Genomic DNA, 23,932 nt, shown 5'->3' on the forward strand with positions numbered 1-23,932 from the left:
GGGCCGAATGTCGGCGTGGTCACGAGACTGTAACATCCTGAAATCTTTTGTCACCCCCAAAAGAACCAAAAAGCACTTTTTAAAGGTTGTAACAGGCGAGGTTTAAAACCTTGGGTGGGATAAAAACCATTGTTCCAAAGGCTTAGAGGAGGTGGCGCAGGCAAATAAATTTATCTGCGCCACCGTATATTTTGTTACTCAGCCGGGGTTGCGGAGTGAGCAATTGCGCCCGAATCGTGGCTGGCGTCACCTTCGAAGGTACTGGCGTGGTGGCTCTTCAGCGGGCGGTTCCCTGTCATTGCGCGAACAAGAACATAGAAAACCGGCGTCATGAACAGGCCGAACAGCGTCACGCCGATCATGCCGGCAAACACCGCCACACCCATCGCGCTACGCATCTCGGCACCGGCACCTGTCGAAGTAACCAGAGGCACGACGCCCATGATAAACGCCAGCGATGTCATCAGGATCGGACGCAAGCGCAGCCTGCTCGCCTCGATCACCGCTTTGAACGGCGTCGATCCGGCAAACTCCAGCTCACGCGCAAACTCCACGATCAAAATGGCGTTCTTGGCGGATAGTCCGACAAGGACGATCAACCCGATCTGGGTGAAGACGTTATTGTCTCCCGCCGTTAGCCAGACACCGGTGAGGGCGGCAAGCAGTCCAAGTGGCACGATCATGATGATCGACAGTGGCAGTGACAGGCTTTCATACTGAGCGGCCAGAACCAGAAACACCAGAAGGATTGATAGCGGGAAGATCAGGTAGGCTGAATTACCCGCTATGATTTCCTGATAGGTCAGTTCGGTCCACTCGAAGCCGATGCCCGCAGGCAGCGTTTCCGCAGCGACGCGTTCAACCGCAGCGCGTGCCTGACCGGATGAGAAGCCGGGAGCAGTATTGCCGTTCACATCGGCTGCAAGGAAGCCGTTGTAACGCTGTGCCCTGTCTGGACCAGCAGTCGAGGTCACCTTGATCAGTGCCGAAAGCGGGATCATTTCTCCCGAACCGGAACGGACCTTCAGGTCACCAATGTCTTCTGCCTTGGCACGGAAATTCGACTCCGCCTGCATACGGACGGAATAGGTGCGCCCGAACTTGTTGAAGTCGTTGACATAGACCGAGCCCAGATAGATCTGCAGCGTGTTGAAGATTTCCGGAAGTGATACATTGAGCTGACGTGCCTTGGCACGGTCAACATCAGCGTAAAGCTGCGGCACATTGATCTGGTAGCTGGTGAACAGCCCTGTCAGTTCCGGCGCTGTTGCCGCCTTGGCAAGGAAGCCCTTGGTTGCATCGTCCAGCGCCTGATAGCCGAGGCCGTTACGATCTTCGATTTGCAACTTGAAGCCGCCGATTGAACCAAGGCCCTGAACCGGGGGAGGCGGGAACACGGCACTGAACGATTCCTGGATACCGGCCAGCTTCTGGTTAAGCTGCATGGCGATGGCGCCAGCACTCAACTCAGCCGTTTTCCGTTCCTCGAATGGCTTCAACGAGACGAACACAACGCCAGCATTCGAGCTGTTGGTGAAACCGGCAATCGACAGGCCGGGGAAGGCGATCGTGCTTTCCACGCCCGGGATCGAAAGTGCCATATCGCCGATGCGGCGGACAACAGACTCTGTCCGGTCAAGCGTTGCACCGTCCGGCAGCTGGGTGAAGCCCACCAGATACTGCTTGTCCTGTGGTGGCACGAAACCGCCCGGCACAGTGCGGAACATCAGGGCAGTCGCGCCGATAAGCACAATGTAAATGCCCATCATGATTGTCTTGCGCGAAATAACGCCGCGAACGCCCTTGCTGTAGCCGTTGGCACCGCGCGTAAACACGGCGTTGAAGCCACGGAACAACCAACCAAGCGTCTTGTCCATGAACCGTGTCAGCGCATCTTTCGGCTGGTCGTGCCCCTTGAGCAGCAATGCGGCGAGGGCAGGAGAGAGAGTTAGTGAGTTGAACGCGGAAATGACTGTAGAGATGGCAATCGTCAGCGCGAACTGGCGGTAGAACTGGCCCGTTAGACCGGTGATGAATGCCAAGGGTACGAATACGGCCACAAGCACCAGCGCAATCGCGATGATAGGGCCGGAAACTTCGCGCATCGCCTGTATGGTTGCCGCGCGTGGAGCCAGTCCGTTTTCAATGTTTCTCTCGACGTTCTCCACCACCACAATGGCGTCGTCAACGACGATACCGATGGCGAGAACCAGACCGAACAGGCTGAGCGCATTGATCGAGAAGCCGAAGAGATGCATCACGGCGAACGTACCGACAATCGATACGGGAACCGCAATCAGCGGGATAATCGAAGCGCGCCATGTCTGCAGGAACAGGATAACGACGAGGACCACCAGCAGAACGGCTTCAAGCAGCGTATGGACCACCGCTTCGATGGAAGCGCGAACGAACTGGGTGGTATCGTAAACGATCTTGTAGTCCACGCCTTCCGGCATGGTCAGTTTGGCCTCTTCCATGGTGGCGCGAACCTGATCGGCGATCTGGATCGCGTTGGAACCCGGTGCCTGGAATACAGGTACGGCCACAGCCGACTTGTTATCGAGCAGGGAGCGCAGTGAGTATTGCGCTGAACCAAGTTCGATACGGGCAATATCACGCAAATGCGTAATCGCGCCGTTTGGTGCGGTTTTGACGATGATCTGGCCAAACTCTTCTTCGGTTGCCAAGCGCCCTTGCGCATTCACCGACAATTGCAGATTGACGTCATTCTCGTTGGGAGAAGCGCCAATTGTACCCGCCGCCGCCTGCACGTTCTGCGCGCGAATTTCGGCCAGAACATCGGTAGCAGAAAGGCCAAGCTCCGCGGTCTTTTGCGGATCGAGCCAGATGCGCATGGAATAATCGCCCGACCCGAACAATTGCACATCGCCAACGCCGTCAATACGGGCGAGGCGATCCTTGATGTTGATCAGGGCGTAATTGCGTAGATAGGTAATGTCGTAGCGATCATTCGGCGAAATCAGATTGACCACGAGCATCAGGTCCGGCGAGCTTTTCACCGTGGTGATGCCGAGAGAGCGCACTTCTTCCGGCAGCCGGGGTTCGGCCTGCGAAACGCGGTTCTGCACAAGCTGCTGTGCCTTGTCCGGGTCGGTGCCGAGAGCAAAGGTAACAGTCAGTGTCAGCTGGCCATCCGAGGTTGCCTGACTGCCCATATAGAGCATGCCTTCAACACCGTTGATGGATTCTTCCATCGGCGTTGCAACCGTTTCAGCAATGACTTTCGGATTTGCACCCGGATATTGCGCGCGCACCACGATGGATGGCGGAACCACGTCCGGATATTCGGAAACCGGCATCGTTGTCAGCGCGATAAGGCCGCCTAGGAAAACGATGAAGGAAAGGACCCCCGCAAAGACCGGGCGATCAATAAAGAAGTTGGAAATGTTCATAGCGATTCCGCCTGATGATTAGCGCGTAAAGCCAAAAACCGTTTTCGGTTTCTGGCTGGTGTTACACGCATTTTCAAGATGCCGTTGCGCCATGCCTCACCTTGAGCACATGGCGCAGCAGCCTTTATTGTTTGACCTTGGCCTGATCGGCCTGTGCCTGTAGCTGGTTGGATGCGTTTGCGCCCATTGCCACCATTTCCGGTGCAACAAGCGAACCCGGCCGAATGCGCTGCAATCCGTTGACCACAACCTTGTCATCAGCCTGCAATCCGGCAGTCACGATACGCAACCCGTCAGCCTTGCCACCCAGCGAAATCTCGCGATATTCGGCGACATTCTGCGGATTGACCACCATTACGAACTTCTTGTTCTGGTCGGTACCCACGGCCTTTTCATCCACCAGCAATTCCTGCCTTTCAGTTGCCTGACCCATGCGGACCTTGGCAAACTGACCGGGCATCAACCGGCCATTGCTGTTGTCAAAGACTGCGCGCACTTTAACTGTGCCGCTGTTTGCCTCGACGCTGTTGTTGATGAGCTGGAGCTTGCCATCGATGTCGGCCTTTCCCTGCACGTCCATCTGGACCGGGATGCGATCAACGAAATCGCGGCTGTTCAATCCTTCAGGAAGGTCCGCCAGAGCGTTGGCTACAACATTTTCATCCGCTTCGAAGCTTGCGTAGATCGGGCTGATCGACACCAGCGATGTGAGCAAGGGAGCAGCCGGGCCAGCGGCAATCAGATTGCCTTGGGTGATCTCGATGCGGCCAACGCGACCGCTGATCGGAGCACGGATATCCGTATATTCAAGGTTGAGCGTTGCCGTCTTGAGTACAGCTTGAGCCGCTTCAAGATCAGCCAATGCACCGGCTTGAACGTTTTGGCGCTGATCGTAATCGCTCTGCGATACAGTACGGGAGTCGATGAGGCGTTTGCCTCGGTCCAGTTCATTCCTGGCCAGAGCCAGCCTTGATTCCGCAGCGCTGACCTGTGCCTTCGCCCGTGCAACTTCCGCTTCATAGGTGGCCGGATCGATCTTGACCAGAAGATCGCCCTGCTTGACGACAGAGCCTTCCTTGAAGTGAATCGACTGCACAGCACCTGCAACGCGGGAGCGTACTTCGACCTGATCGATTGCCTCAAGACGGCCGGAGAATTCACTCCACTGGCTTACCAGCTTGGGCTGCACCAATGCGACTGAAACGGGGGTTGCCTGTACCGGTGCCTGTTTTTCACCTTCCGCATGGCTTTTGCTGAAGTCGAAAACCTGGGTGCCGCCTGCTACGCCAAGCGCCAGAACAAGGCCGCCAATGGCGAGATTTCTTTTGAGTGTGCTGATTGACATCGTGGTCATCCTGCTTGAATTTTTCACCATTTGGGAGGATGGTGAACTGGAATCCGGATCACCGGAATCATCATTGACGTTCCATACCGATCGGTATAGAACGGTGATATAAGGCTGCGGAACAGCAGCTGTCAATGGAATTTTATACCGAACGGTATAATTCTTTTAGGGAGTACTGTCCATGGGACGCCCGAGGGAATTTGATGCAGACGATGCTCTGCAGACAGCCTTGGAACTGTTCTGGCGTAAAGGCTATGAGGGTACGTCGATCACTGATCTGACTGACGGCATGGGTATAACCAAGCCAAGCCTCTATGGTACTTTCGGAAACAAAGAAGAGCTTTTTCGTATGGCGCTTGAGCGCTACGAACAAAACTACATGGCATTTTTCTGGAAAGCGCTGGAGCAGCCTGATGCGCGCTCTGTGGCGCGCGATGTGCTGTTCGGCTTTGCCAATGCGCAGACCTGTGATTGCAATCCGAGTGGTTGTCTTGGAATAAACGCAGCCATGGGTTGCAGCGAAGCCGCCGAGGCCGTTCAAAAAACAATCATCGAACGGCGACAGGTTGGCCAGAAGGCTTTGACCCGCCGGTTTGAGCGCGCCAAGCGCGAGGGTGACCTGCCTCCGGACAGCAACCCTGAAGATCTGGCCCGCTATATCCTCACCGTGTCGCAGGGCACCGCCGTACAGGCCATCAGCGGCATAGGTCGTGATGAAATTCACCGGCTGGTTGATATCGCCATGCGGTCCTGGCCGGGGTCTAATTAAGCCGCCGCATCAATATTGCTCATCTGCTCTGCGTGGTTCGACAAGCTCACCATGAGGAAGGTGGGTTGATTGCATAGATTGTCGCCATCATTGCAAAATCAGTCTCCCTGCCAAACACCACTTTCCTCATGGTGAGCTTGTCGAACCACGCACTACTTGTTTTACAATAAGCCCCTGAAATTGCCGGCATCCTGACCCCATCCAACAAAAAGCCCCGCGAACCGGAAATCCGGGCGGGGCTTTTTCAATTTCGCGAAAAATACAGTTTTACTGATGCTGCTCTGTCAAAGGCGTTTTGCGCCTTGGAGCCAAATTTTCGATTGGCCGCTTCTCTTCAACTGCCGGTTTCTTTTCGGCGATAGCCTGGCGCAGCATCTGCCACTCTCTCTCGTGACGGAGGTAGATATCCTGCGGAACGGTAGGTGTCGTCATTCTGCATTCTCCAATTGAGGTATGTAGCCCTATAATCTGCAGATAGGGTTCCCGTTCCGGATTCTCAATTCAAGATTTGCGACGTTCATTTACACTGCGCATGCTTGCGAAAATTGCTTATCTGGCGCAGCAAAATTACAAAAACAAAGCCGATTTATAGCCGAAAAATCAACGCTATTTTTTCAACCGATTTAGAGATTCATAGCCGATCCGCACCTTTTCAGCCAGGGTCAGCAATTTGTCCTTGCATGTTTTCGAATCAAGGTCGGTTGGTCGCTTTGGTGAGGCGATTACACCCTTGAGCCAGCCACGAACGGTCTTGTCCGCATCTTCGGGTGTTTTGCCAATGGCTTTGAGGACGGTTTCACTGCTTTCAATCGCCGAATAGTGCGGTTCGCGTCCAAGTGCGGCCTGACATTGATAGGATGTGACCACCAACGCCTTGGCATCGGCGGTGATCTGATCCTTGCTGCCTCCGGTTGTTGTGCAGGCGCAAACGCCCGTCAGCAACAACAACGCCCCGGCTTTGCCTGAAAATCTCATGAAATCCCCCATCAAAGCCAGCAGGCTAGTCCACCTGACGCCGCGATGTCGAGGGGCAGGGAAGGACTTTGGATCAGAACCTGTAGCGTATGCCGATCGTATTGGCATTTGATGTTTCGCCCATATCGCCAAATGTGCCGCCACCGCCCGAGCGGTGGTGCAACTGCCATGTAAGTTCGAGATTCGGCGCTCCTCTCCAGCGGAACGACAATTCAGGCCCAAGGAAGCCAATGAAAGTCGCGTTGCCATCATAACGCTCTTCTCGCCCCTTTTCGATTTCCGTCTTTCCCGTCACAGCACTCAGGCCAGCCGTGAAAGCCGGAGAAATCAGCAGGTCGCCGATGACAAGACCCTGATGCTTAAGGCGGGCACCTGCCCAGACCTCGGCCGAGGTGTCATCATCTTCGCCGAAGCGGATTGCAGCGCCCGCAACGCCGCCAAGCAGAAAGCCTGCACCAAGGTCAAAGACGTCGCGCCCATAGGTTGCGCCGATAATATAATTGGACGTGTAGTCGGTGGTGAACGCCCGCAAGGCCCCGCCCGCTGTGTCTGTTGTGAAAACACCTCCGAAAAACGTGACATCGTTCTTGGTGGGCTGTTGTCCGGGTTTCAGAAATGGATCTGAAGTAGCAAAATAAATGAATGGCTTCTTATCCGGGTCTGAAGAAATCTTGTCGGCCGCATGCACGCTGCCAACTGTAGCGCATAGAAGGGTTGTTCCGAGCGTTACCCGTAGCAAAAGAGAACGACTTTGCGTCATGCTTGTCTCCGTATATCGGCGCAGGAATTTGATTCGTGATTATGTACAAAGAATATCCGTGAAGGGAATCCCTTGCGGCATCTGCATCTATCTGCGGACGTTGAATGTGTGCGAGCGGAATAATTATTCAATAACAATTGATTGGCCGATAGTTTGCGCCTGTCTGAGCAATCTGCGGTTGTGTTTTTTTAGACACATTGCGACAGTTTTTGATTTTAACGCCACCTTGCGGTCTCACCGGATGCGTTGATCTCTGGTGAGCAGCGGCTGCCAATTGCGTGATAATGCAGTTTTTGCGGGCTGTTCCAACAAAAGCCTTGCCAACAATGGGTTTCATCTTTAGTCAGCGTCCTCGGAGAGGTGGCCGAGTGGTCGAAGGCGCTCCCCTGCTAAGGGAGTAGACCCGTTAAACGGTCTCGAGGGTTCGAATCCCTTCCTCTCCGCCACAACATCAATAAAATTTTGATATTTTATGGATTGCCATTGTCTGGCGCGTGAGCTCTGTACTTTGACCTGAAATATCTGGCTATCTAGCGATCTCCTTCGGATTCACCGCGGCTGCCCAGTGCACAATCATAATATCCTGATGCACATGAATACCGCCAGTCATCATTGAACAGTTTGAAGGGGGCAGATCGGCCCGAATTGGACGTGCATCCTGTCAGAAGTACGCAGCCAACAATGCCCGCCACTTGGAAAATCCTGACGCTTCCGGCTCTGGATAAATAGTCATGCGGCATGGATATCTCCTTTTATGATGCGTTGTGATCAGTCATTTGGTATCCAGTGTTTATTCTGACCTCCATTTGCTGAAGCGTTCTGGTGTAGGATAACGTAGACTATGCTTCAGCTCAACAACGCCCCAGACATGTCCGCTCTACAGCAAAGCAAGACCGAGGCGTATGCCAACGCGTCGTTGTTTGTCTCGTGGATAAAGTTGCAGGCAAGGGAAAATGGCTGAAGGGCGTCAAGCTCCGTCAGCCATTGCGGCGACAGTTGGGGCTGTCCTGATATAGCCCGTTAAGCGGAGCGGAGATTTCGGGTGGAGCAGCATGAGCGTCTGTACAGCAATGAACAGGACGCTCAGGACAGGAAATGCGATGAGCACAGTCGACGATAAGTCAGGCTGATCCAGCTGCACGCCACGAAAGAGAGCAAGTCCGGAAAGCTCACTTTCGTGCGAAATGACCAAGCCTACAAAAAGGTTGTTTGCCATATGACAGCCAAGTGCTGCACCAAGATTACCCGTAGCATAGGTGACCACGACTGCCAGAGTAGTGAACGCCGTAATGTCGATTGCTACGATGAAAAGACTGGCGAGCGACAGATCAGGTGAATAATGCAGCGCGATAAATGATACTGAAGGGATCAAAATCCAAAGCCAGGGGGAGCGGAATCTGCTTGCAATACCCCTCATGAGATAACCACGAAACAGCAATTCTTCTGCGCTCGTCTGAATAAAGAGAACTGCCATCAACGGGATAAACGAGAAAAACCACGCTGCACGTTGCCTTTCTGTTCGTTCAAGGTCCTGAAAAAGAAGGTACATCAGCGCCTCTGCAATCAGCAGCCAGACGATTGTTGCGATAAATGCGCGTGCGTAATCTCCCCACGCAATCTTTCCTTCAATACCGAAGAGCTTGGTTAGGGGTTGTCGATGCAGGAATCGCATCACCAGCCAGATACCAATCCAGATGCCTGGAAAACTGATAAACACGGCTGCCAAGATGAATTCATTCTCATCCCAGGGCAGCTTTTCCGCAATATTGGTTGCCAGTGCGAGCAATACTATTGCCACTCCGATACCAAACCAGATCAGCAAGATCAGAACTGTTCCGATGATCAGGCGTGGCACCGAAAAGGGCTGTGTATTGGTCCTGTATGCTTCGAAAGATTTGCTGACCATTGATGTCGGTATCCGTGGAGGCGTCTTGACGACCGTTATCGAGGATGCAACCACCTATATATTCTGCCGATTAACTTACAACTGCCTTTAAGCCTGCTCGGTAATCCAGCCGGAGAACGCCAGCATTGCGGGAGTGGGGAGGCGGGATTGCAGCCGCGTCAGCCAGTAGCTTCCCAGCGATATGGACGTCTGGAATGGCTGTTTGATAGCGCCTGATGAAAGGTGCCGTGAAAACATTGTCGGGGGTGCGAGTGCGACGCCGATGCCTTGCAACGCTGCATCCATCATGGCCAGTGACGAATCGAAAACGACGCCCTTGTTCGCCTGTGGTGAAGCTGGGACGCCAGCCGCGTCAAACCATCTGCTCCATTCGTCCTTGCGATAGCTTCGCAGCAATGGCTGACTGGCGAGGTCGGAAGGTTCGCGTAGTTTCTCCGCCAGTTCGGGAATGCATAAGGGCGAAAGTGGTGCCTCGAAAAGTCGCGTGGCCTCCGTTCCGTGCCAGGAGCCGTCGCCGAACCTTATGGCGTAGTCCAGTCCTTCAGCCGCAGGGTCGACGCGATTATTGTTGGTCGACAGGCGCACATCGACAAAGGGAAATTTGCGTTGGAAATCCGGAAGTCTTGGAAGCAACCAGCCAACGGCAAATGTGCCAACTGCGCCGAGAAACAACAGCTCGCGCACATGCCCGCCCTCGATCCTTTCAAGTGTGTTCGCCAACTGGTCGAAAGAACCGGTAACGACAGGCAGCAATGCTTCGCCCTCGGCCGTGATCTTCAGCCCGCGCGGCAGACGCTGGAAAAGCTGAACGCCAAGCCGCGTTTCAAGGCTTTTGACCTGCTGGCTCACAGCTGCCTGCGTTACGTAAAGCTCGATGGCGGCACGTGTGAAGCTCAAATGCCGGGCGGAAGCCTCAAAGGCACGCAAACCATTTAGTGGAAGGAAGGAACGAACCATGATTGACCTAGTTTTTCTTATGTCTGATACCAGATATCATCGTTTGTCTTGAGATCACAGTGCCAATAAATACGAAGGCGATAGGGTCCTGACCCTAACGATAAATAGAGACAAGGAAATTCGTCCATGACGTCTAAAATTGCAGCAGCCGTGGCAGCCTCTCTTTTTGCCACTTGCGCTTCCGTAACCATCAGCCATGCGGCAGATGATGCGGCTCAGATCAAGCCCGTAGTGGATGCGGCGATCCAGCCGCTCATGGAAAAGTACGGCATTCCGGGCATGGCGATTGGCGTGATCGCTGGCGGCAAAACCTACACTCTGGATTATGGCGTCGCTTCCAAGGATACGGGCAAGGCGGTAACGCCTTCGACGATTTTTGAAATCGGGTCGATCAGCAAGACCTTCGTTGCAACACTTGCGTCCTATGCGCAGGTCAATGGCCAGCTGTCGTTTTCTGACACGGTTGAAAAGTATCTGCCATCGTTGAAAGGCACGGAATTCGGCGCTGTTCCATTGCTTCACCTTGCCACGCACACACCAGGCGGGTTCCCATTGCAAGTGCCTGATGAGGTTAAAACCAATGATCAGATGATGACTTATCTGAAGAATTGGAAGCCCGCCTACAAGGTTGGCACGACCCGCACCTATGCCAATCCGAGCATAGGAATGCTGGGTGTCATCACAGCGAAAAGCATGAAGCAGGATTTTACCTCGCTCATGCAGGACAAGCTCTTCCCCGATCTTGGCCTGACCAGCACCTATATCAATGTGCCAAAGAGCAAGATGAAAGATTATGCTCAAGGTTATTCGAGCAAGGATAAGCCTGCCCGTGTATCCAAGGCCGTTTTGTCTGCGGAAGCCTACGGCGTAAAGACCACAGTTGCGGACATGATCCGTGTCATGCAGGCGAACATGAACATGGTCAAGCTCGACGGCAAGTTGCAGCAGGCGATTACCAACACGCATGCCGGCTACTTTAAAATTGGCGACATGACCCAGGATTTATTATGGGAGCAGTATGCCTATCCCGTTGCTCTGGATGCGCTGCGACTGGGCAATTCGCAGGAGATTTCCTTGAAACCAATGCCGGCCGAGCAAATCAACCCGCCATTGGAGCCGCGTGATGATGTCCTGATCAACAAGACCGGATCAACAAACGGCTTTGGTGCCTACGTGGCATTCGTTCCGGAAAAGCAACTTGGCATCGTTATTCTCGCTAACAAGTATTATCCGAATGTGGATCGCGTCACTGCGGCTCACGAGATATTGTCCAAGCTCGACGGCAGGTAGAAGCTCTTGTTGGAAAGGGCGGCCTGAACAGCCTCGAGCGTTGTCTCACGACTTAGATCAGCCGTGTCGATGACATGATGCTCCAGCTCGCCCAACGACGAAAACAGTTGATGTAAAGCGCTGATCGGTCCCGGATCGGTCAGCGTATTTCCACCCCGCCGACGGCAGCGCTCGATCGCTTCCTCAAGAACAGGTCGCAGCACGATGTAATGCAGCGGCACAGACAAGGCGCGGAATGGCTCAAGGAACCATGGCCCCATGATCCCGTCGACGACCACGAAGAACCCACCCTTGGCATAGCTTTCCGCTGCACCCGCTAAAACATCCATGACGGTCTGGTTTTGGGCATGTGCTTCCGGCAGATAGGGCTGGACCAACCCGCTTTTGATGTAGTGCCAGAAATCATCCGAGTGCAGATGCACGGCTGGAATGCCGACGGCTGCAACGAGTGATGCGGCGGTTGTAGTCTTTCCGGAACCCGGGGGGCCGGTGAGGATCAGGATGTGACCAGCCAGATTTTTCATGAGTTTCCTCAAGTATATTTCGTTGATTTGCGCCGTCGCACATTTCTTGCAAATCGGGCGTGATACGCCAAGACCCTGATCACGCCAAGCGGCAAACTGCTGCACTTCCACTGCCGGTTGAAAAACAACTTCTGCTTCCGCGTGAAACCGTATAGTTCTGACTAATCCTGCATGTTTCGATGCACGGATTGGAGCTTGACTGTTGACCGCTACGACAACCTTGGATTTTACACCGAACCCTGAATTTCAGGCAGACATTGATGCAGTCAATCGTATCGGCGCTGTTCCTTCAATTCTCGATGTGGTTTGCCGCACCACGGGCATGGGTTTTGCTGCTGTTGCCCGTGTGACAGAAGATCGATGGGTTGTCTGTCAGGTACTCGATTCAATCAATTTCGGATTAAAGCCCGGTGGCGAACTTGAGGTGCGAACGACGCTTTGCGATGAGATTCGTGATTCGCGCGTGCCTATTGTCATCGATGAGGTTACCATCGATCCGCTTTACAGTGGCCACCACACGCCCGCAAAATATGGATTTCAGAGCTATATTTCCATGCCGATCATTCTTCCGGATGGAAAGTTTTTCGGTACGTTGTGCGCTATAGACCCGCGGCCGATGCAGCTCAAAAATCCCGGGACAATCGGGATGTTCAAGCTCTTTGCAGAGTTGATCGCATTTCACCTTGATGCAAACGACCGACTGGCTACCACGCAGGCCGAGCTTGTGGATGAGCGCAAGATTTCCGAGTTTCGTGAACAGTTCATCGCCGTTCTTGGTCATGATCTGCGCAACCCCGTCGCGGCTATCGACGCGGGCACGAGATTGCTTCAGCGCACACCATTGAACGAACAGGCTGAGAAAGTTGTCGGGCTGATCCGTGGCAGCATCGTGCGCATGTCCGGCCTCATCAACAATGTGCTCGATCTCGCCCGGGCGCGGCTTGGAAATGGCCTGGCGCTGGTAATCAATTCGGACGAGCCATTGAAACCTACTTTGGTTCAGGTCATCGATGAGCTTGTTTCCGTCGGGCTTACTCAACACATCGAGGCGAAGCTGGATTTTGAAGATCCAGTAAGATGCGACCGGGGGCGGGTGGGGCAATTGCTGTCAAATCTGCTTGGAAACGCCATCACCCATGGCTCAACCGGGGGCACGATTTATGTTGAAGCCAGCACCTCCGGCGATGAATTCGAGCTTTCCGTTACCAATAGCGGCGATCCCATTCCGCCTGAGCTGCTGGATCAGCTCTTTATGCCGTTTTTCCGGGGCGACGCCCGCCCGAGCCAGCAGGGATTAGGGCTGGGCCTCTATATTGCCTATGAAATTGCGCGTGAACACGGCGGAACTCTAACCGCTGCTTCCACGGCCAAGCAGACCAGATTTGCCTTCAGGATGCCGATAAAGCGTTGATTTGCTCCGGCGTCACGCTGCTGCGATTGCCTCGATTTCGAGTAACCACGCGGAGTCAAATATGCCTGTAATAACCACAGTCATGGCAGGTGCTCTATCCTTCAGGATTTCCGCTCGCACGGCCCTGTTTTCCATCGCAAATGAACGATCGGAAAGAAATATCGTCACCTTTACCAGATTGTCGAGTGACATATCCGCGGCCCGTAATTGAGCTTCGACATTGTACCATGCGAGCCGGGCCTGTTCGGTAAAAGTCGCCGGGAGCGTTCCATCGACAGCAACGGGTATTTGCCCGCTAATGTATAGGGTGCGTTCAGCAGAACGGACTTCGACGGCCTGAGAATATCCACCAGCCGGTGCCGGAGTATCCGCTGCATTGATTTTGCGTTTTTCCATTGTCTAAACTCCGCTTTTGGCAATCTACTTTCCGGCGAAACAGATCAGGTTTCCATCCGGGTCCTGCACGATAAAAGTGCGGGAGCCCCATGGCTCTGTCCTCAAGGGTTGATGAAACACAATCCCTGCCGTCTGATACTCCAGAAACAACGCCTTGGCATCGCTGAGTGTTAACGTTGCTGAAAGCGCATCGCGTTCTCTTGCCCTGAAACTGCTGTCGAATACTGGTCCGCTTGCTTTGCGAACGTTGAGCCGTCCGCCACCGCGAAAAAGCTGGGCATAGAATGGCGGCTGTCCATAGGTGAACGCTACCTCAAAACCCAGCTTGCCCACATAGAACGCACAGGCAAGCTCAACATCGGATACGAAAATTTGTGGTTCTGCCGAAAGAATAATTGGCGCATTGAGGTTCGCGGATGCTGGTGTCGACATCGCTTTAATTCCTTGGATTAGCGTTGGCCAATGTTCGAAATATTGCTGTTTAATATCTCAGGTGCAGAGTCGATCACAACCTTATAGCTTTTGGTTATGGTTCCGATCACTTCTATATGTGTAGACATGTTGGCCCCAACTCGACTACTTAGCGTTCGAATCTTAGCCCATGAACGTGTTGGAATATGACTAAATCCATTCAATTTTCCCGCCGCACCTTTGTTTTTGGTTCCATGGCGGCGAGCGCTGCCCTTGCCGGGTGTACAACCACAGCAACAACCCAATATGGCAAGGTTACTCCCGAGCCGCGTCCCGTAAAACCATCCCTGCCGACAGGGCTGGCACCCGCATCGGAACTCGAATTGCGCTATGCCGCAGTTCAGGATGGGGGGCACCTCATTCCCGCGATACCCTATCAGCAGATGGACCCGAAATATTACCGTCAGCGCGTAACCAACCCAACCGGCGAGCCCGCAGGCACTGTAGTCGTCGACACGCCCGGGCGCTTCCTCTATCTCGTGGAGGCGGGCGGCAGTACGGCCATGCGCTATGGTGTCGGCATCGGCCGCGATGGATTTGCCTGGGAGGGCGAGGGGATTATTCATTGGCGGCAGCATTGGCCGCGCTGGAAACCGCCGGCAGACATGATTGCAAGACAGCCTGAGCTTGCGAAATTTTCTGTCGAGAACGGCGGAATGGAACCGGGGATCAAAAACCCTCTGGGCGCGCGTGCGCTTTACATCTTCCAAAATGGGCAAGACACGCTTTATCGTCTTCACGGATCGCCGCAATGGCAATCAATTGGCAAGGCAACGTCATCGGGCTGCGTGCGACTGATCAACCAGGATGCAATCGATCTCTATGATCGCGTACCTTATCACGCGAGAATCGTCGTTCATCAGTCACCGCTTGGCGCATCGCAAGCTCAGGCTTGATACGGGCCTGTTCATCGGCTCATGCACGAGCAGAGTGAATGAAAAAATCGAGGTGCAGGCCAGCCACAGGCAGCCTGCATCTCACACTTTTATTCCATCCACGGCGCGTAGTTTTGGAATAATGAAATCGGTAAAGGCGCGAACAACCGGCCTCATGAATTTCATGGACGGATAGGTCAGGAAGGCTTCTGTCGGCTTCACCTTATAGTCGGGTAAAACCCGGACAAGCTGGCCTTCTGCGAGTTCATGCGATACGAGGTTTACCTGCACCGGACCAACTCCGCGACCTGCCAGAAGGCTGCTCGTCAAAACATGGGCGCTGTTCGTTCGCAAAACCGGACGAACAGTGACTTCCGTAGTGGAGTTATCATTCCCGCATAGCGTCAGGCTATCACGCGGCGAAAGGATGAGCGTCGTTGCAACGATATCGCTTGTGGCAAGCTGCTCCAGAGTTTCTATAGGTCCGGCACGTTCCAGATATTCCGGCGATGCCACCAATATGCGCTGAACCCACCCGATCCGTCTGGCTATGGTTTCCTGACCTTCAATCTTGCCGTAGCAAACCGCAAGATCGAAATTCTCATAGACGAGATCAACCGTTCGATTATCCAGAACCAGATCAACAGTAACCGCAGGATGCTCGTCCTGAAACTGCATGATCATTCCGTGAAGATGTCGAGCACCGATGCAGGATGGTGCATGAACCCGCAAATTGCCCTCGATTTCTCCCATATCCCGGCGAACACCTTCTATCGCCGCATCAATAGACGCCAAGGCATTGCGACTAGCCTCATAGAGCGTCATCCCGTGAGCAGTAGGGCGCATGCTTTTCGATGACCTTTCAAGAAGGCGGGCATTCAAATGGCGTTCAAGATTTCGCAAATGTTTGGTAACGGCGGGTTGAGAAATGGCCAGATCACGGGCGGCCGCAGTAACCGATCCCTTTTCAACTGTCCTCACGAAGGCTCGAAGCGCCGCATTGATATCCATCTATAACCCTCAGTTATGACAATGTAGCAGTCATAACCAAACATATGGGGTGCAGCAATTGCTGGGAGCGCCAAAACTGGTAACACCTTCGCGAGGTGCTTGCCGGGACGACATGGGTTTTAATGGAGTACATATCGGGCAAGCTGTTTGAGCGCCACAAGCTGCCGTAATGGCCTTTGCCAATCTGAAGCAGATTTGCAAATGCATCGCTTGCCTTGACGGCAATTCGCCTCGAACTGTCAGGAAATTGCGAATGATTTTAGTGGTACGAAATACCGGCTCTCCGTCGCAAACATCCAGAAATTCTTGGCCGGATTCGTATTTTGCAATACATCCAACACGTTGGGTTGGGGTTTTTGTAAACGTGCCGCCGCCTGATGGAGCACCTGAGTCTCACGTTTGGAATCATCAGGGTGCCATTTATACTCGTTGCTACCCTTCACAGTGAGTTCCAGCAAAGTCACCCCGTTGGTGACGCGCGTGGCGATGTAAGTCCATTCCAGTGGAAAAGAACCAAGGGCCAATTTCCAGTCTAAGACACTGATGTCGCGCTGCCTCAGACCGACAATCCCGGTCTGTCCGGATTTTAAAGGAGCTTTGGCCGCCTCCAGCGAAACGGCGCTCGCAAGCACCTGTGCTACATTCGGGTCTTCGCTAAGCAGGTCGCTTGCCTTGAAATATTTTGGCGTGCCGCTGCCTTCCAGATAATGGTTCAGATATTCTTGTGCCCGTCCGCCATTTTCCATTGTTGCAAACTTGGCAAGCTCCAACAAAGCCCGGTCCTTGCGCCATTGCGATTGAAGCGGATTGGTGTGATCGATCGCAAATTTGGAATACTCGACCAGTTGCTTATTGGACAAAGCCATAGAGAAACTCACAATCTCTAAATTGAGGGAGGCCAAATTTATTCAAAATCGCCATCCGGTTCAAGGATCGCATTTCGGTGAGAATGCGCGGTCAGTTATTATCGGCCTCGTGATGCAAAATCAAACCCGCTCAGACGGACGCTGGCAGCGCCTCGTCAATTGCAGGGAAGGAGCAATTCTTACGGGCGATACCCTTTCCCGTGGCGACGCGCCTCCAGAACATACTCAATGGCCCCACCATTTGGATCGACACCCCGCAACGGATTTATATGCTGGACAATTCAGCAAGGCGTGGTCTGTGGGCGAAAGCTGTTTTACCTGGGCTCCAGCATCGCCACATGGTTTGATGACCAGATATGGGCAACCGGTCATAGCTTTGGTCAGTTGAAACCATTCCCACCCTGCCGTGATCGAACCAAACGATAGTTGCCTATCCGCGTTCCAGTACTGCCACACAGGAATCCAAATCATTGGTCGCTAGATGTGCATAGCGCAAGTCATCGAAAGTGTCTGATGTCCGAGCCAGATTTGCACGCGCCGGATATCGATGCCGCCGCGCACTAACCGCGAGGCGCAGGTATGACGCAGGATATGCGGAACCACCTGATCATCGGCGCCAAGGCCAACCTCAGCCTTTGCTTCGTTCCATGTTGCCCGAAAACGCACCTGATTGAGCATGGCAAATGGCCCTTTCAACTGGGCATCTGGTTTTGAACACTCCCGACACACGATAACGGCCTCGTGCTTCGGCAGGACGTAGCTCTTGGGCAAAGGTTGCTTTAACCGCGCTCCAGCACCGCCACACAGGAGTCCAGATCATTGGTTGCCAGATGTGCATAGCGCATGGTCATTGAAAGGGTCTGATGCCCGAGCCAGATTTGCACGCGCCGGATGTCGATACCGCCGCGCACTAACCGCGAGGCGCAGGTATGACGCAGGATATGCGGAACAACCTGATCGTCCGCGCCAAGGCCAACCTCGGCCTTTGCTTCGTTCCAGATTGCCCGAAAACGCACCTGATTAAGCATGGCAAATGGCCCTTTCAACTGGGCATCTGGTTTTGAACACTCCCGACACACGGTAACGGCCTCGTGCTTCGGGAGGACGTGGCTCTTGGGCAAAAGTTGCTTTAACCGCGCTCCAGCACCGCCACGCAGGAATCCAGATCATTGGTTGCCAGATGTGCATAGCGCATGGTCATCGAAAGTGTCTGATGCCCGAGCCAGATTTGCACGCGCCGGATATCGATGCCGCCGCGCACTAACCGCGAGGCGCAGGTATGACGCAGGATGTGCGGAACCACCTGATCATCGGCGCCAAGGCCGACTTCCGCTTTTGCTTCGTTCCATGTTGCCCGAAAACGCACCTGATTAAGCATGGCAAATGGCCCTTTCAATCTGCCATGCGGAATGTTGGTCGCTTCTTGCGCGCGGGCGGTGAGGGGGACTGTTCTGCTGCGGCCCGACTTGGTTAGCCAAAATGTCGAACGGGCATCCTGAAGATCATTCCAGGAAAGGCCGATGGCTTCACCGAGGCGGCAGCCCGTATCGACAAGAAATACGCTCAGGCGGTAACTATCTTCGCAACGCGTCCGCACGGCAGAAAAGAGCTGTGCCTCCTCATCGGTTTCGAGAAAACGAATGCGACCCTGGCGTTCTTTTTGCCGCCGGAATTCCGGTAAGTTGTATATATCGCCCATTTTTGACGCTTTCCAGAGCAATTTGCTCAAAGCGGCCATCTTTCGGTTGATGGTCGCATTGCTGTTGCCACGTTCGCGCAGGGTTCCGATCACAGAATCCAGCATCTCTTGCGAAAACACGCTGAAACGCTGACCACTCAATATTTCGCTGATCTCTCCAAGGAATGAGCGCACATTGGTTTTATGTGATCCTTCATCCCAAAGGATACTGATATATTGAGCAGTCAAATTGCTGAGGGAATGTTCCTTGACCAGTCTGCGTGTGCCTTGATCATTAGAGGCGTAGCTGAGATCGTAGTCAAAACGGACAGAAAATGCCGATTCAAACGCAGGTTCGCAGGGGGGCGGAGCAATTGCCGCTGAGGAGGCCACAGATGAAATCGTCATGAAAATCGCGCTCTGGTCAATAAAACAGTAAACCGGGAAATATACGCCAAGTTGTAGCTGTCTTCCCGAAAAGCGCAATCCGTGCAGCCATGCCTCTTTAGGCTAATAGACTTTCGTTTGATAAAGCCATAACCGGCGATACCAATTTCCAACCCAATGGGTCTCTGTCCAACCATTTCTCATCTCCTCGGCCCACGACCGGTCTGGAATCCTTCTCTGCAAATGTCTGTGCGCCGCTGGTGCATGCCCCGTACCGAAATGGTTTCTGGATGGGCTTTTGCACCGTTCGAAACCGCGAACGCTGAAAATGGTTTGTTGGTTTAAGGTCTGAGAGGAAAAGCCAACGCCGGGAAAACCCGGCGTTGGTATATTTAGCTAATCAAAGGATTAGAAATTGCGCTGGAAGCGGATGATGCCACCAAATGCGTCGTCGGAGCCCTTAGCGTCGATATAGTCAACTTCCGGAGTCACTGTGAAGCCTGGAACAACTTCGTATGCAACGTTCAAAGATGCTGCGAAGATTTCAGCTTCATCGTAGGCAACCTGACCATTGACTGTTGCCTTTTCGGAAACCTTGGCGGACAGGCCACCCCAAACAGCGTAATCGCCGGCCCATGGGCCGTAGTAGTTGTTTTTCTTGTCATCAGACTGATAGCCAGCCATCACGAAGCCGGAGATAGTATCGTTGAATTTTACATCCAAACGAACTTTACCAGCGAATTCTTCAACGACTGAATCATAGCCAACAACGCCGGAAACTGAACCCCAAGCCTGTTCAAACTTCGCACCGGCAACGACGTGCGGCAGATAGTCGTCAACCAAGTGAGCTTTATCACCCTGTTCCAGTCCGATAACCGCTGAGAAGCCATTACCAAAAGTGAAAGTGTAGTTGGCCTGATTGGTTTGATCGCCATCATAATCAACAAGATCGTCATTGATGACTTCGCCGCCACCAGTCCAGCTGCTGAATACAGTATCGGTAGTGCCAATACGGAAGCCGCCAAGCTCGATGTAAGCGTGAGGAATCTTGGCGCCTGACTGCGCACCTTCATCAAAATCAAAACGGGTTTCGATGTATGAACGCAATGTGCCTAGTTCGGTCTCCGAACGGGCGTCAAAACGTACAGTCGCGCGTGACTTGTTTGTATAACTATCCTCATCGCCATCTTCATCAACATCATGCCCCCAAAGATCGCCACCGGCAGCGTCAACACGCACATAACCGCTGATCTTCAGGCATGTCTCTGTTCCGGGGATATAAAAGAAGCCCGCACCATATGCATCGCAAACGCGAACATATTCGACAGGCTCTGGTTCAGCGACGACAACTGCGTCTGCAGCGCGTGCGCCGGATACTGCAACGAGGGCTGCAGCGGAGCCGAGAAGTAGGCTCTTAATGTTCATTTCTGACCTCCAGTCAAGATTCGCTGGAGATCAGAGCCAAACGGCCTGTTTTATTGGGGTTCAGTGCCCGACAGAGTTTGAAAACAGATTGACGACGAGAACGCCGGCGATGATGAGCGCCAGGCCAATGATTGCCGCAAGATCAAGCGTTTGCCGGAACCAGAACCAGCCAACAGCGGCGATCAATACGATGCCAGCCCCGGACCAGATGGCATAGACAACGCCGACGGGTATGGTCCGGATCGGGATTGAAAGCAGATAGAACGCCGCTCCATAGCCGAAGATGCAGATAAGCGAGGGCCACAAACGTGTAAAACCCTCGGCCTGTTTCAAAGCGGACGTGGCAATGACTTCAAAGATTATGGCAGCAACGAGGTAAACATATGTCATGCGGGATCACCATTGAACGCATGGCAACGCAAATACACCGCACAGAATGATTCCCGAGAGCAAAGCGATACTCGACAATTTTGCCGGTCAAAGCCTTGATTCGATTCAGTGACTCGCGTTCCAAGACCCGGTAATAGCCGATTCCGGATCAAATCGCCGTTCCAATACCGGCAAGTGCATGCGGATTTTATTAAAATTCCGGTCACCTATATTAATGAGTGGTAAAGATATTGAAGATCGGACGGCGATTTCGTGGCTTTTGTGCAACAGCGCCCGGTCATAGAGGCTGCGCAAGGCGTGTCTGTGGACATTCTTGGTTGAATCGCGAGCGCTGGCGAGTATGGTCTGTCGAGAGGAAGGGCGTTAAAGCATTTCTTCTTGCACTTAGGGGATGGGGACAGGTTGTCCTTCAGCCAAATTGGAATGCCCAGACCCATTTTTAACTTTGACTGGAGGTCAGAAATGAACATTAAGAGCCTACTTCTCGGCTCCGCTGCAGCCCTCGTTGCAGTATCCGGCGCACGCGCTGCAGACGCAGTTGTCGTCGCTGAACCAGAGCCTGTCGAATATGTTCGCGTTTGCGACACATACGGCGCTGGCTTCTTCTACATCCCAGGCACCGAAACCTGCTTGAAGATCAGCGGTTACATGCGTTATGACGCACATGCCGGTGATGATGCTTACACCGGTTTTGATCGCGACACATACTTCAAGCGTTCGCGTTTCTCGCTCCGCGTCGATGCACGTAACGAAACAGAACTCGGCACATTGCGTTCATACGCTGAGCTGCGCTTCAACTTCGATGACGGCGTCAATGCTGAACGTGTACAGTTGAACAACGGCTATATCGAACTCGGTGGTTTCCGTGTTGGTGCGACTGACTCGCAGTTCACTGCATATCTCGGCTACCTCGGCGACATCATCTCCGATGACGTGATCAACCCAGGCGGTTATGTAACCAACCAGGCTAGCTACACATTTGCTGGCGGCAATGGTTTCTCCGCTACGATCGGTGTTGAACAGGGTAACGATGGCTACCAGATCGACGACTACATGCCACATGTTGTTGCCGGTGCTAAGTTCGAACAGGCTTGGGGTTCAATCGGCGGTGTTGCCGGTTACGACTCAAAGTCTGAAGAATGGGCTGGTAAGATCCGCGTAGACGTTAAGTTCACAGACACTGTATCCGCATGGATCCAGGGCGGTTACAAGTCTGATGGCGACACATACGACAACAACTACTTCGGTCGTTGGGATGGTGATTACGCAATCTGGGGCGGTGTTGCTGCCAAGATCTCCGAAAAGGCAACCTTCAACATCCAGGGCGCTTACGAAGACGATGGCACATTCGCAGCTGCTGCAAACGTAGCTTACGAATTGGTTCCTGGCTTCGTAATCACACCAGAAATCAACTACACCAAGTTTGACGGTCGTCGTGGCGACATTGCTCAGGCAATCAGCGGCGGTGACGATGCATTCGAAGGCATCATCCGCTTCCAGCGTAACTTCTAATCCTTTACTGGATTGGTTGATTGGAACCCGGCAGCGCAAGCTGCCGGGTTTTCTTTTGTTTGCAGGTCCTGATTCTCTTGCTTCTGCGTGTTGATATCGTTGTCCGTATCAGGCAGAACATCGGTACTACTCGCTGATATAAGGACAGGTCTGAAATGCGCGCCTTGAAGAGCTGGTTCTGGCCAGGCATTATTACCGTCGCGCTTCTCACCGTCCTCGCCGGCTGGTTTCTTGCAGGGCCGATAGATGCCCGCATTACCGAAGCTGCCAATACAGCACTCGAAACACAAAATGATTGGGCGAGTGCCGAAGTAGACGGCCGCGATCTCATTTTGAAAGGCGTTGCTCCCTCCGGGGAGGCGCTTGCGGATGCCCTGAAGATCACGAAAGGCATTACTGGCGTTCGTGTCGTTGACAATCAGACGACGCTTTTGCCCTTGGCCGATCCCTTTTCCTTCGCTGTCACCAAGTCAGATGATGGAATTCTGCTGTCAGGCAATGTTCCCTATGGCGATATGCGTGCAAAAATTCTCGCCGCAGCGGAACTTTCCATGCCCGGCATAGAAATTCTCGATGAAATGGCAGTTGCGCGCGGCGCTCCGCCGGCATTCTTCGAACTCGTCCAATTTGCCTTGGGACAGGCGGCACATTTAACCAATGGCGAAGTGGAAATCTCGGGAAAAACCTATACGATCAGAGGCACGGCGGGGAGTGCTGCCGATTATGCTGCAATCAATGATGCCTTGAAGAAACCGCTCCCGGGGGATGCGGCTTTAAGTGAAGTCAAGCTGGTCGCGCCACTTGGACAAGGTGGTTAGACCTGCTCCTGAGAGAGGGCCCTGTAAATGTGGTATATGATTTCGCAGCTATGGCTCTTCCTGCTCGTAGCTGTTCTTGTTGGATTCTACGTCGGCTGGTCGACCTCGGATGGTAAAATCAGTTGAACTTTTTTCAGAGCGGGAGATAGCGAACAATGGTTATGTTTATTCTTCAGGCCTTGTTTCTCATTGCCGCAGCGTTCATCATCGGCGCAATTTCAGGTAATATTTTCAGAAGGTTATCGCCGAAAAAGCCATCGGTTGCGGATAGTTCAACCCGTGCCGCTGATGCACGGCTTGCCTCTCTATCCACGCTCGTTGCGGTCAATGACGATGTAAAGAAGTCGGCGGTCGAGGCTGCGGCAATGATCCCTCCAGCAGAGCCCGTTCCGCAGCGATCAATAAAGACGGCGCAAAGATCTCCTTCGCGAAAACCAGAACCGCAGCCCGAAATCCGCAACCCGCGCCAAAACGACGGCAATCGCCCAACGCGTCTAAAGAATGCGCGCAAGGGCAAGCCCGATAAACTGAGCGAGATTGATGGTATAGGCACCGTCATCGAGTCCAAGCTCTTGGCCCTCGGTATTTTTCATTATGACCAGATTGCTGGATGGACTGTCGATCAGGCCGATTGGGTGAGCCTTGAGATCGGTTTTACCGGCAGGGCCGTGCGCGAGAACTGGGTCAAGCAGGCTGGGGCTTTGGCGAAATCAGCCAAGCCTAAAACTGCCAAAAAAACTGCAAAATAGCTTG

General features: G+C 53.4%; 22 protein-coding genes, 1 tRNA gene and 2 pseudogenes. 8 read left to right on the top strand and 17 right to left on the bottom strand.

Annotated elements, in window-relative coordinates; genetic code table 11:
* Nucleotides 1-194 precede the first annotated feature (194 nt).
* Nucleotides 195-3,413, bottom strand: a complete 3,219-nt coding sequence (locus ABKW30_RS24735) for a multidrug efflux RND transporter permease subunit (protein WP_348601612.1) — start codon at nucleotides 3,411-3,413, stop codon at nucleotides 195-197.
* A gap of 124 nt (nucleotides 3,414-3,537) precedes the next feature.
* On the bottom strand, nucleotides 3,538-4,758 hold the full coding sequence (locus tag ABKW30_RS24740) for an efflux RND transporter periplasmic adaptor subunit (protein WP_348601613.1): 1,221 nt from the start codon (nucleotides 4,756-4,758) through the stop codon (nucleotides 3,538-3,540).
* Between the two features lie 181 nt (nucleotides 4,759-4,939).
* Between ABKW30_RS24740 and ABKW30_RS24745 the strand changes: the two genes are divergently transcribed.
* The gene (locus ABKW30_RS24745) at nucleotides 4,940-5,527 is read left to right on the top strand and encodes a TetR/AcrR family transcriptional regulator (protein WP_348601614.1); all 588 of its coding nucleotides are present in this window, start codon (nucleotides 4,940-4,942) and stop codon (nucleotides 5,525-5,527) included.
* Nucleotides 5,528-5,794: 267 nt separating this feature from the next.
* Here ABKW30_RS24745 and ABKW30_RS24750 read toward each other — a convergent pair whose 3' ends face one another.
* The 3 genes from ABKW30_RS24750 to ABKW30_RS24760 all read right to left on the bottom strand — a co-directional run bounded on the left by ABKW30_RS24750 (nucleotide 5,795) and on the right by ABKW30_RS24760 (nucleotide 7,262).
* Nucleotides 5,795-5,959 (bottom strand): hypothetical protein, encoded by a 165-nt coding sequence (locus ABKW30_RS24750; protein WP_348601615.1) that lies wholly within the window; start codon nucleotides 5,957-5,959, stop codon nucleotides 5,795-5,797.
* A gap of 174 nt (nucleotides 5,960-6,133) precedes the next feature.
* Nucleotides 6,134-6,502 (bottom strand): hypothetical protein, encoded by a 369-nt coding sequence (locus ABKW30_RS24755; RefSeq protein WP_348601616.1) that lies wholly within the window; start codon nucleotides 6,500-6,502, stop codon nucleotides 6,134-6,136.
* A 73-nt stretch (nucleotides 6,503-6,575) separates the two neighbouring features.
* Entirely contained in the window at nucleotides 6,576-7,262 is a 687-nt protein-coding gene (locus tag ABKW30_RS24760; protein WP_348601617.1) for a hypothetical protein, read from the bottom strand.
* Between the two features lie 354 nt (nucleotides 7,263-7,616).
* On the opposite strand from ABKW30_RS24760, the gene ABKW30_RS24765 reads away from it, so the two are divergent.
* Nucleotides 7,617-7,708 (top strand) — tRNA-Ser (locus ABKW30_RS24765).
* Nucleotides 7,709-8,229: 521 nt separating this feature from the next.
* Here the strand turns inward: ABKW30_RS24765 and ABKW30_RS24770 are convergent.
* Together ABKW30_RS24770 and ABKW30_RS24775 are read right to left on the bottom strand one after the other, a co-directional pair.
* Nucleotides 8,230-9,168: a type II CAAX endopeptidase family protein gene (locus tag ABKW30_RS24770; RefSeq protein ID WP_348601618.1), complete on the bottom strand. Its 939-nt coding sequence runs from the start codon at nucleotides 9,166-9,168 to the stop codon at nucleotides 8,230-8,232.
* An 87-nt stretch (nucleotides 9,169-9,255) separates the two neighbouring features.
* Nucleotides 9,256-10,125, bottom strand: coding sequence for a LysR family transcriptional regulator (locus ABKW30_RS24775; protein WP_348601619.1), 870 nt, complete (start codon nucleotides 10,123-10,125; stop codon nucleotides 9,256-9,258).
* A gap of 126 nt (nucleotides 10,126-10,251) precedes the next feature.
* Here ABKW30_RS24775 and ampC point away from each other — a divergent pair, with 126 nt between their 5' ends.
* On the top strand, nucleotides 10,252-11,415 hold the full coding sequence (gene ampC, locus ABKW30_RS24780) for a class C beta-lactamase (protein WP_348601620.1): 1,164 nt from the start codon (nucleotides 10,252-10,254) through the stop codon (nucleotides 11,413-11,415).
* Here ampC and ABKW30_RS24785 read toward each other — a convergent pair.
* The gene (locus ABKW30_RS24785) at nucleotides 11,382-11,939 is read right to left on the bottom strand and encodes an AAA family ATPase (protein ID WP_348601621.1); all 558 of its coding nucleotides are present in this window, start codon (nucleotides 11,937-11,939) and stop codon (nucleotides 11,382-11,384) included. The two genes, ampC and ABKW30_RS24785, sit on opposite strands and share 34 nt — an antisense overlap.
* Before the next feature lie 202 nt (nucleotides 11,940-12,141).
* Between ABKW30_RS24785 and ABKW30_RS24790 the strand changes: the two genes are divergently transcribed.
* A complete protein-coding gene (locus tag ABKW30_RS24790; protein WP_348601622.1) occupies nucleotides 12,142-13,350 on the top strand; it encodes a GAF domain-containing sensor histidine kinase in 1,209 nt (402 codons plus the stop codon).
* 12 nt (nucleotides 13,351-13,362) lie between these two features.
* Here ABKW30_RS24790 and ABKW30_RS24795 read toward each other — a convergent pair whose 3' ends face one another.
* Together ABKW30_RS24795 and ABKW30_RS24800 are read right to left on the bottom strand one after the other, a co-directional pair.
* A complete protein-coding gene (locus tag ABKW30_RS24795; protein WP_348601623.1) occupies nucleotides 13,363-13,746 on the bottom strand; it encodes a RidA family protein in 384 nt (127 codons plus the stop codon).
* A gap of 24 nt (nucleotides 13,747-13,770) precedes the next feature.
* On the bottom strand, nucleotides 13,771-14,178 hold the full coding sequence (locus ABKW30_RS24800) for a VOC family protein (protein WP_348601624.1): 408 nt from the start codon (nucleotides 14,176-14,178) through the stop codon (nucleotides 13,771-13,773).
* A 185-nt stretch (nucleotides 14,179-14,363) separates the two neighbouring features.
* On the opposite strand from ABKW30_RS24800, the gene ABKW30_RS24805 reads away from it, so the two are divergent.
* Nucleotides 14,364-15,113 (top strand): L,D-transpeptidase, encoded by a 750-nt coding sequence (locus ABKW30_RS24805; RefSeq protein ID WP_348601625.1) that lies wholly within the window; start codon nucleotides 14,364-14,366, stop codon nucleotides 15,111-15,113.
* Between the two features lie 81 nt (nucleotides 15,114-15,194).
* On the opposite strand, the gene ABKW30_RS24810 is transcribed toward ABKW30_RS24805, so the two are convergent.
* The 7 genes and pseudogenes from ABKW30_RS24810 to ABKW30_RS24840 all read right to left on the bottom strand — a co-directional run bounded on the left by ABKW30_RS24810 (nucleotide 15,195) and on the right by ABKW30_RS24840 (nucleotide 20,849).
* Nucleotides 15,195-16,103, bottom strand: coding sequence for a LysR family transcriptional regulator (locus ABKW30_RS24810; RefSeq protein ID WP_348601626.1), 909 nt, complete (start codon nucleotides 16,101-16,103; stop codon nucleotides 15,195-15,197).
* 239 nt (nucleotides 16,104-16,342) lie between these two features.
* On the bottom strand, nucleotides 16,343-17,005 hold the full coding sequence (locus ABKW30_RS24815; protein ID WP_348601627.1) for a hypothetical protein: 663 nt from the start codon (nucleotides 17,003-17,005) through the stop codon (nucleotides 16,343-16,345).
* 394 nt (nucleotides 17,006-17,399) lie between these two features.
* A pseudogene (locus ABKW30_RS24820) lies at nucleotides 17,400-17,668 on the bottom strand (tyrosine-type recombinase/integrase); the annotation flags it as partial.
* Between the two features lie 80 nt (nucleotides 17,669-17,748).
* Nucleotides 17,749-18,018: pseudogene (locus ABKW30_RS24825) on the bottom strand (tyrosine-type recombinase/integrase); the annotation flags it as partial.
* Between the two features lie 80 nt (nucleotides 18,019-18,098).
* Entirely contained in the window at nucleotides 18,099-19,055 is a 957-nt protein-coding gene (locus ABKW30_RS24830; RefSeq protein ID WP_348601628.1) for a site-specific integrase, read from the bottom strand.
* 387 nt (nucleotides 19,056-19,442) lie between these two features.
* Entirely contained in the window at nucleotides 19,443-20,459 is a 1,017-nt protein-coding gene (locus tag ABKW30_RS24835) for a porin (RefSeq protein WP_348601629.1), read from the bottom strand.
* Between the two features lie 60 nt (nucleotides 20,460-20,519).
* Nucleotides 20,520-20,849, bottom strand: coding sequence for a multidrug efflux SMR transporter (locus tag ABKW30_RS24840; RefSeq protein WP_348601630.1), 330 nt, complete (start codon nucleotides 20,847-20,849; stop codon nucleotides 20,520-20,522).
* Between the two features lie 462 nt (nucleotides 20,850-21,311).
* Between ABKW30_RS24840 and ABKW30_RS24845 the strand changes: the two genes are divergently transcribed.
* The 3 genes from ABKW30_RS24845 to ABKW30_RS24855 all read left to right on the top strand — a co-directional run bounded on the left by ABKW30_RS24845 (nucleotide 21,312) and on the right by ABKW30_RS24855 (nucleotide 23,928).
* Nucleotides 21,312-22,361: a porin gene (locus ABKW30_RS24845; protein ID WP_348601631.1), complete on the top strand. Its 1,050-nt coding sequence runs from the start codon at nucleotides 21,312-21,314 to the stop codon at nucleotides 22,359-22,361.
* Nucleotides 22,362-22,516: 155 nt separating this feature from the next.
* Nucleotides 22,517-23,179 carry a BON domain-containing protein gene (locus ABKW30_RS24850; RefSeq protein WP_348601632.1) on the top strand — a complete coding sequence of 221 codons (663 nt, stop codon included), beginning with the start codon at nucleotides 22,517-22,519 and terminating at the stop codon, nucleotides 23,177-23,179.
* 155 nt (nucleotides 23,180-23,334) lie between these two features.
* Nucleotides 23,335-23,928, top strand: coding sequence for a hypothetical protein (locus ABKW30_RS24855; protein WP_348601633.1), 594 nt, complete (start codon nucleotides 23,335-23,337; stop codon nucleotides 23,926-23,928).
* Nucleotides 23,929-23,932: the final 4 nt, after the last annotated feature.

Source organism: Phyllobacterium sp. SB3 (assembly GCF_040009165.1).
In the GTDB taxonomy this organism is placed as follows: Bacteria; Pseudomonadota; Alphaproteobacteria; order Rhizobiales; family Rhizobiaceae; genus Phyllobacterium.

What these genes read in the sequence shown, in the direction of transcription:
- ABKW30_RS24830 (WP_348601628.1), bottom strand. Translation starts at nt 19,055, where the DNA reads ATGACGATTTCATCTGTGGCCTCCTCAGCGGCAATTGCTCCGCCCCCC.
- ABKW30_RS24795 (WP_348601623.1), bottom strand. Translation starts at nt 13,746, where the DNA reads ATGGAAAAACGCAAAATCAATGCAGCGGATACTCCGGCACCGGCTGGT.
- ABKW30_RS24755 (WP_348601616.1), bottom strand. Translation starts at nt 6,502, where the DNA reads ATGAGATTTTCAGGCAAAGCCGGGGCGTTGTTGTTGCTGACGGGCGTT.
- ABKW30_RS24740 (WP_348601613.1), bottom strand. Translation starts at nt 4,758, where the DNA reads ATGTCAATCAGCACACTCAAAAGAAATCTCGCCATTGGCGGCCTTGTT.
- ABKW30_RS24775 (WP_348601619.1), bottom strand. Translation starts at nt 10,125, where the DNA reads ATGGTTCGTTCCTTCCTTCCACTAAATGGTTTGCGTGCCTTTGAGGCT.
- ABKW30_RS24845 (WP_348601631.1), top strand. Translation starts at nt 21,312, where the DNA reads ATGAACATTAAGAGCCTACTTCTCGGCTCCGCTGCAGCCCTCGTTGCA.
- ABKW30_RS24760 (WP_348601617.1), bottom strand. Translation starts at nt 7,262, where the DNA reads ATGACGCAAAGTCGTTCTCTTTTGCTACGGGTAACGCTCGGAACAACC.
- ABKW30_RS24745 (WP_348601614.1), top strand. Translation starts at nt 4,940, where the DNA reads ATGGGACGCCCGAGGGAATTTGATGCAGACGATGCTCTGCAGACAGCC.
- ABKW30_RS24850 (WP_348601632.1), top strand. Translation starts at nt 22,517, where the DNA reads ATGCGCGCCTTGAAGAGCTGGTTCTGGCCAGGCATTATTACCGTCGCG.
- ABKW30_RS24835 (WP_348601629.1), bottom strand. Translation starts at nt 20,459, where the DNA reads ATGAACATTAAGAGCCTACTTCTCGGCTCCGCTGCAGCCCTCGTTGCA.
- ABKW30_RS24840 (WP_348601630.1), bottom strand. Translation starts at nt 20,849, where the DNA reads ATGACATATGTTTACCTCGTTGCTGCCATAATCTTTGAAGTCATTGCC.
- ABKW30_RS24810 (WP_348601626.1), bottom strand. Translation starts at nt 16,103, where the DNA reads ATGGATATCAATGCGGCGCTTCGAGCCTTCGTGAGGACAGTTGAAAAG.
- ABKW30_RS24735 (WP_348601612.1), bottom strand. Translation starts at nt 3,413, where the DNA reads ATGAACATTTCCAACTTCTTTATTGATCGCCCGGTCTTTGCGGGGGTC.
- ABKW30_RS24800 (WP_348601624.1), bottom strand. Translation starts at nt 14,178, where the DNA reads ATGTCGACACCAGCATCCGCGAACCTCAATGCGCCAATTATTCTTTCG.
- ABKW30_RS24805 (WP_348601625.1), top strand. Translation starts at nt 14,364, where the DNA reads ATGACTAAATCCATTCAATTTTCCCGCCGCACCTTTGTTTTTGGTTCC.
- ABKW30_RS24770 (WP_348601618.1), bottom strand. Translation starts at nt 9,168, where the DNA reads ATGGTCAGCAAATCTTTCGAAGCATACAGGACCAATACACAGCCCTTT.
- ampC (WP_348601620.1), top strand. Translation starts at nt 10,252, where the DNA reads ATGACGTCTAAAATTGCAGCAGCCGTGGCAGCCTCTCTTTTTGCCACT.
- ABKW30_RS24750 (WP_348601615.1), bottom strand. Translation starts at nt 5,959, where the DNA reads ATGACGACACCTACCGTTCCGCAGGATATCTACCTCCGTCACGAGAGA.
- ABKW30_RS24855 (WP_348601633.1), top strand. Translation starts at nt 23,335, where the DNA reads ATGGTTATGTTTATTCTTCAGGCCTTGTTTCTCATTGCCGCAGCGTTC.
- ABKW30_RS24785 (WP_348601621.1), bottom strand. Translation starts at nt 11,939, where the DNA reads ATGAAAAATCTGGCTGGTCACATCCTGATCCTCACCGGCCCCCCGGGT.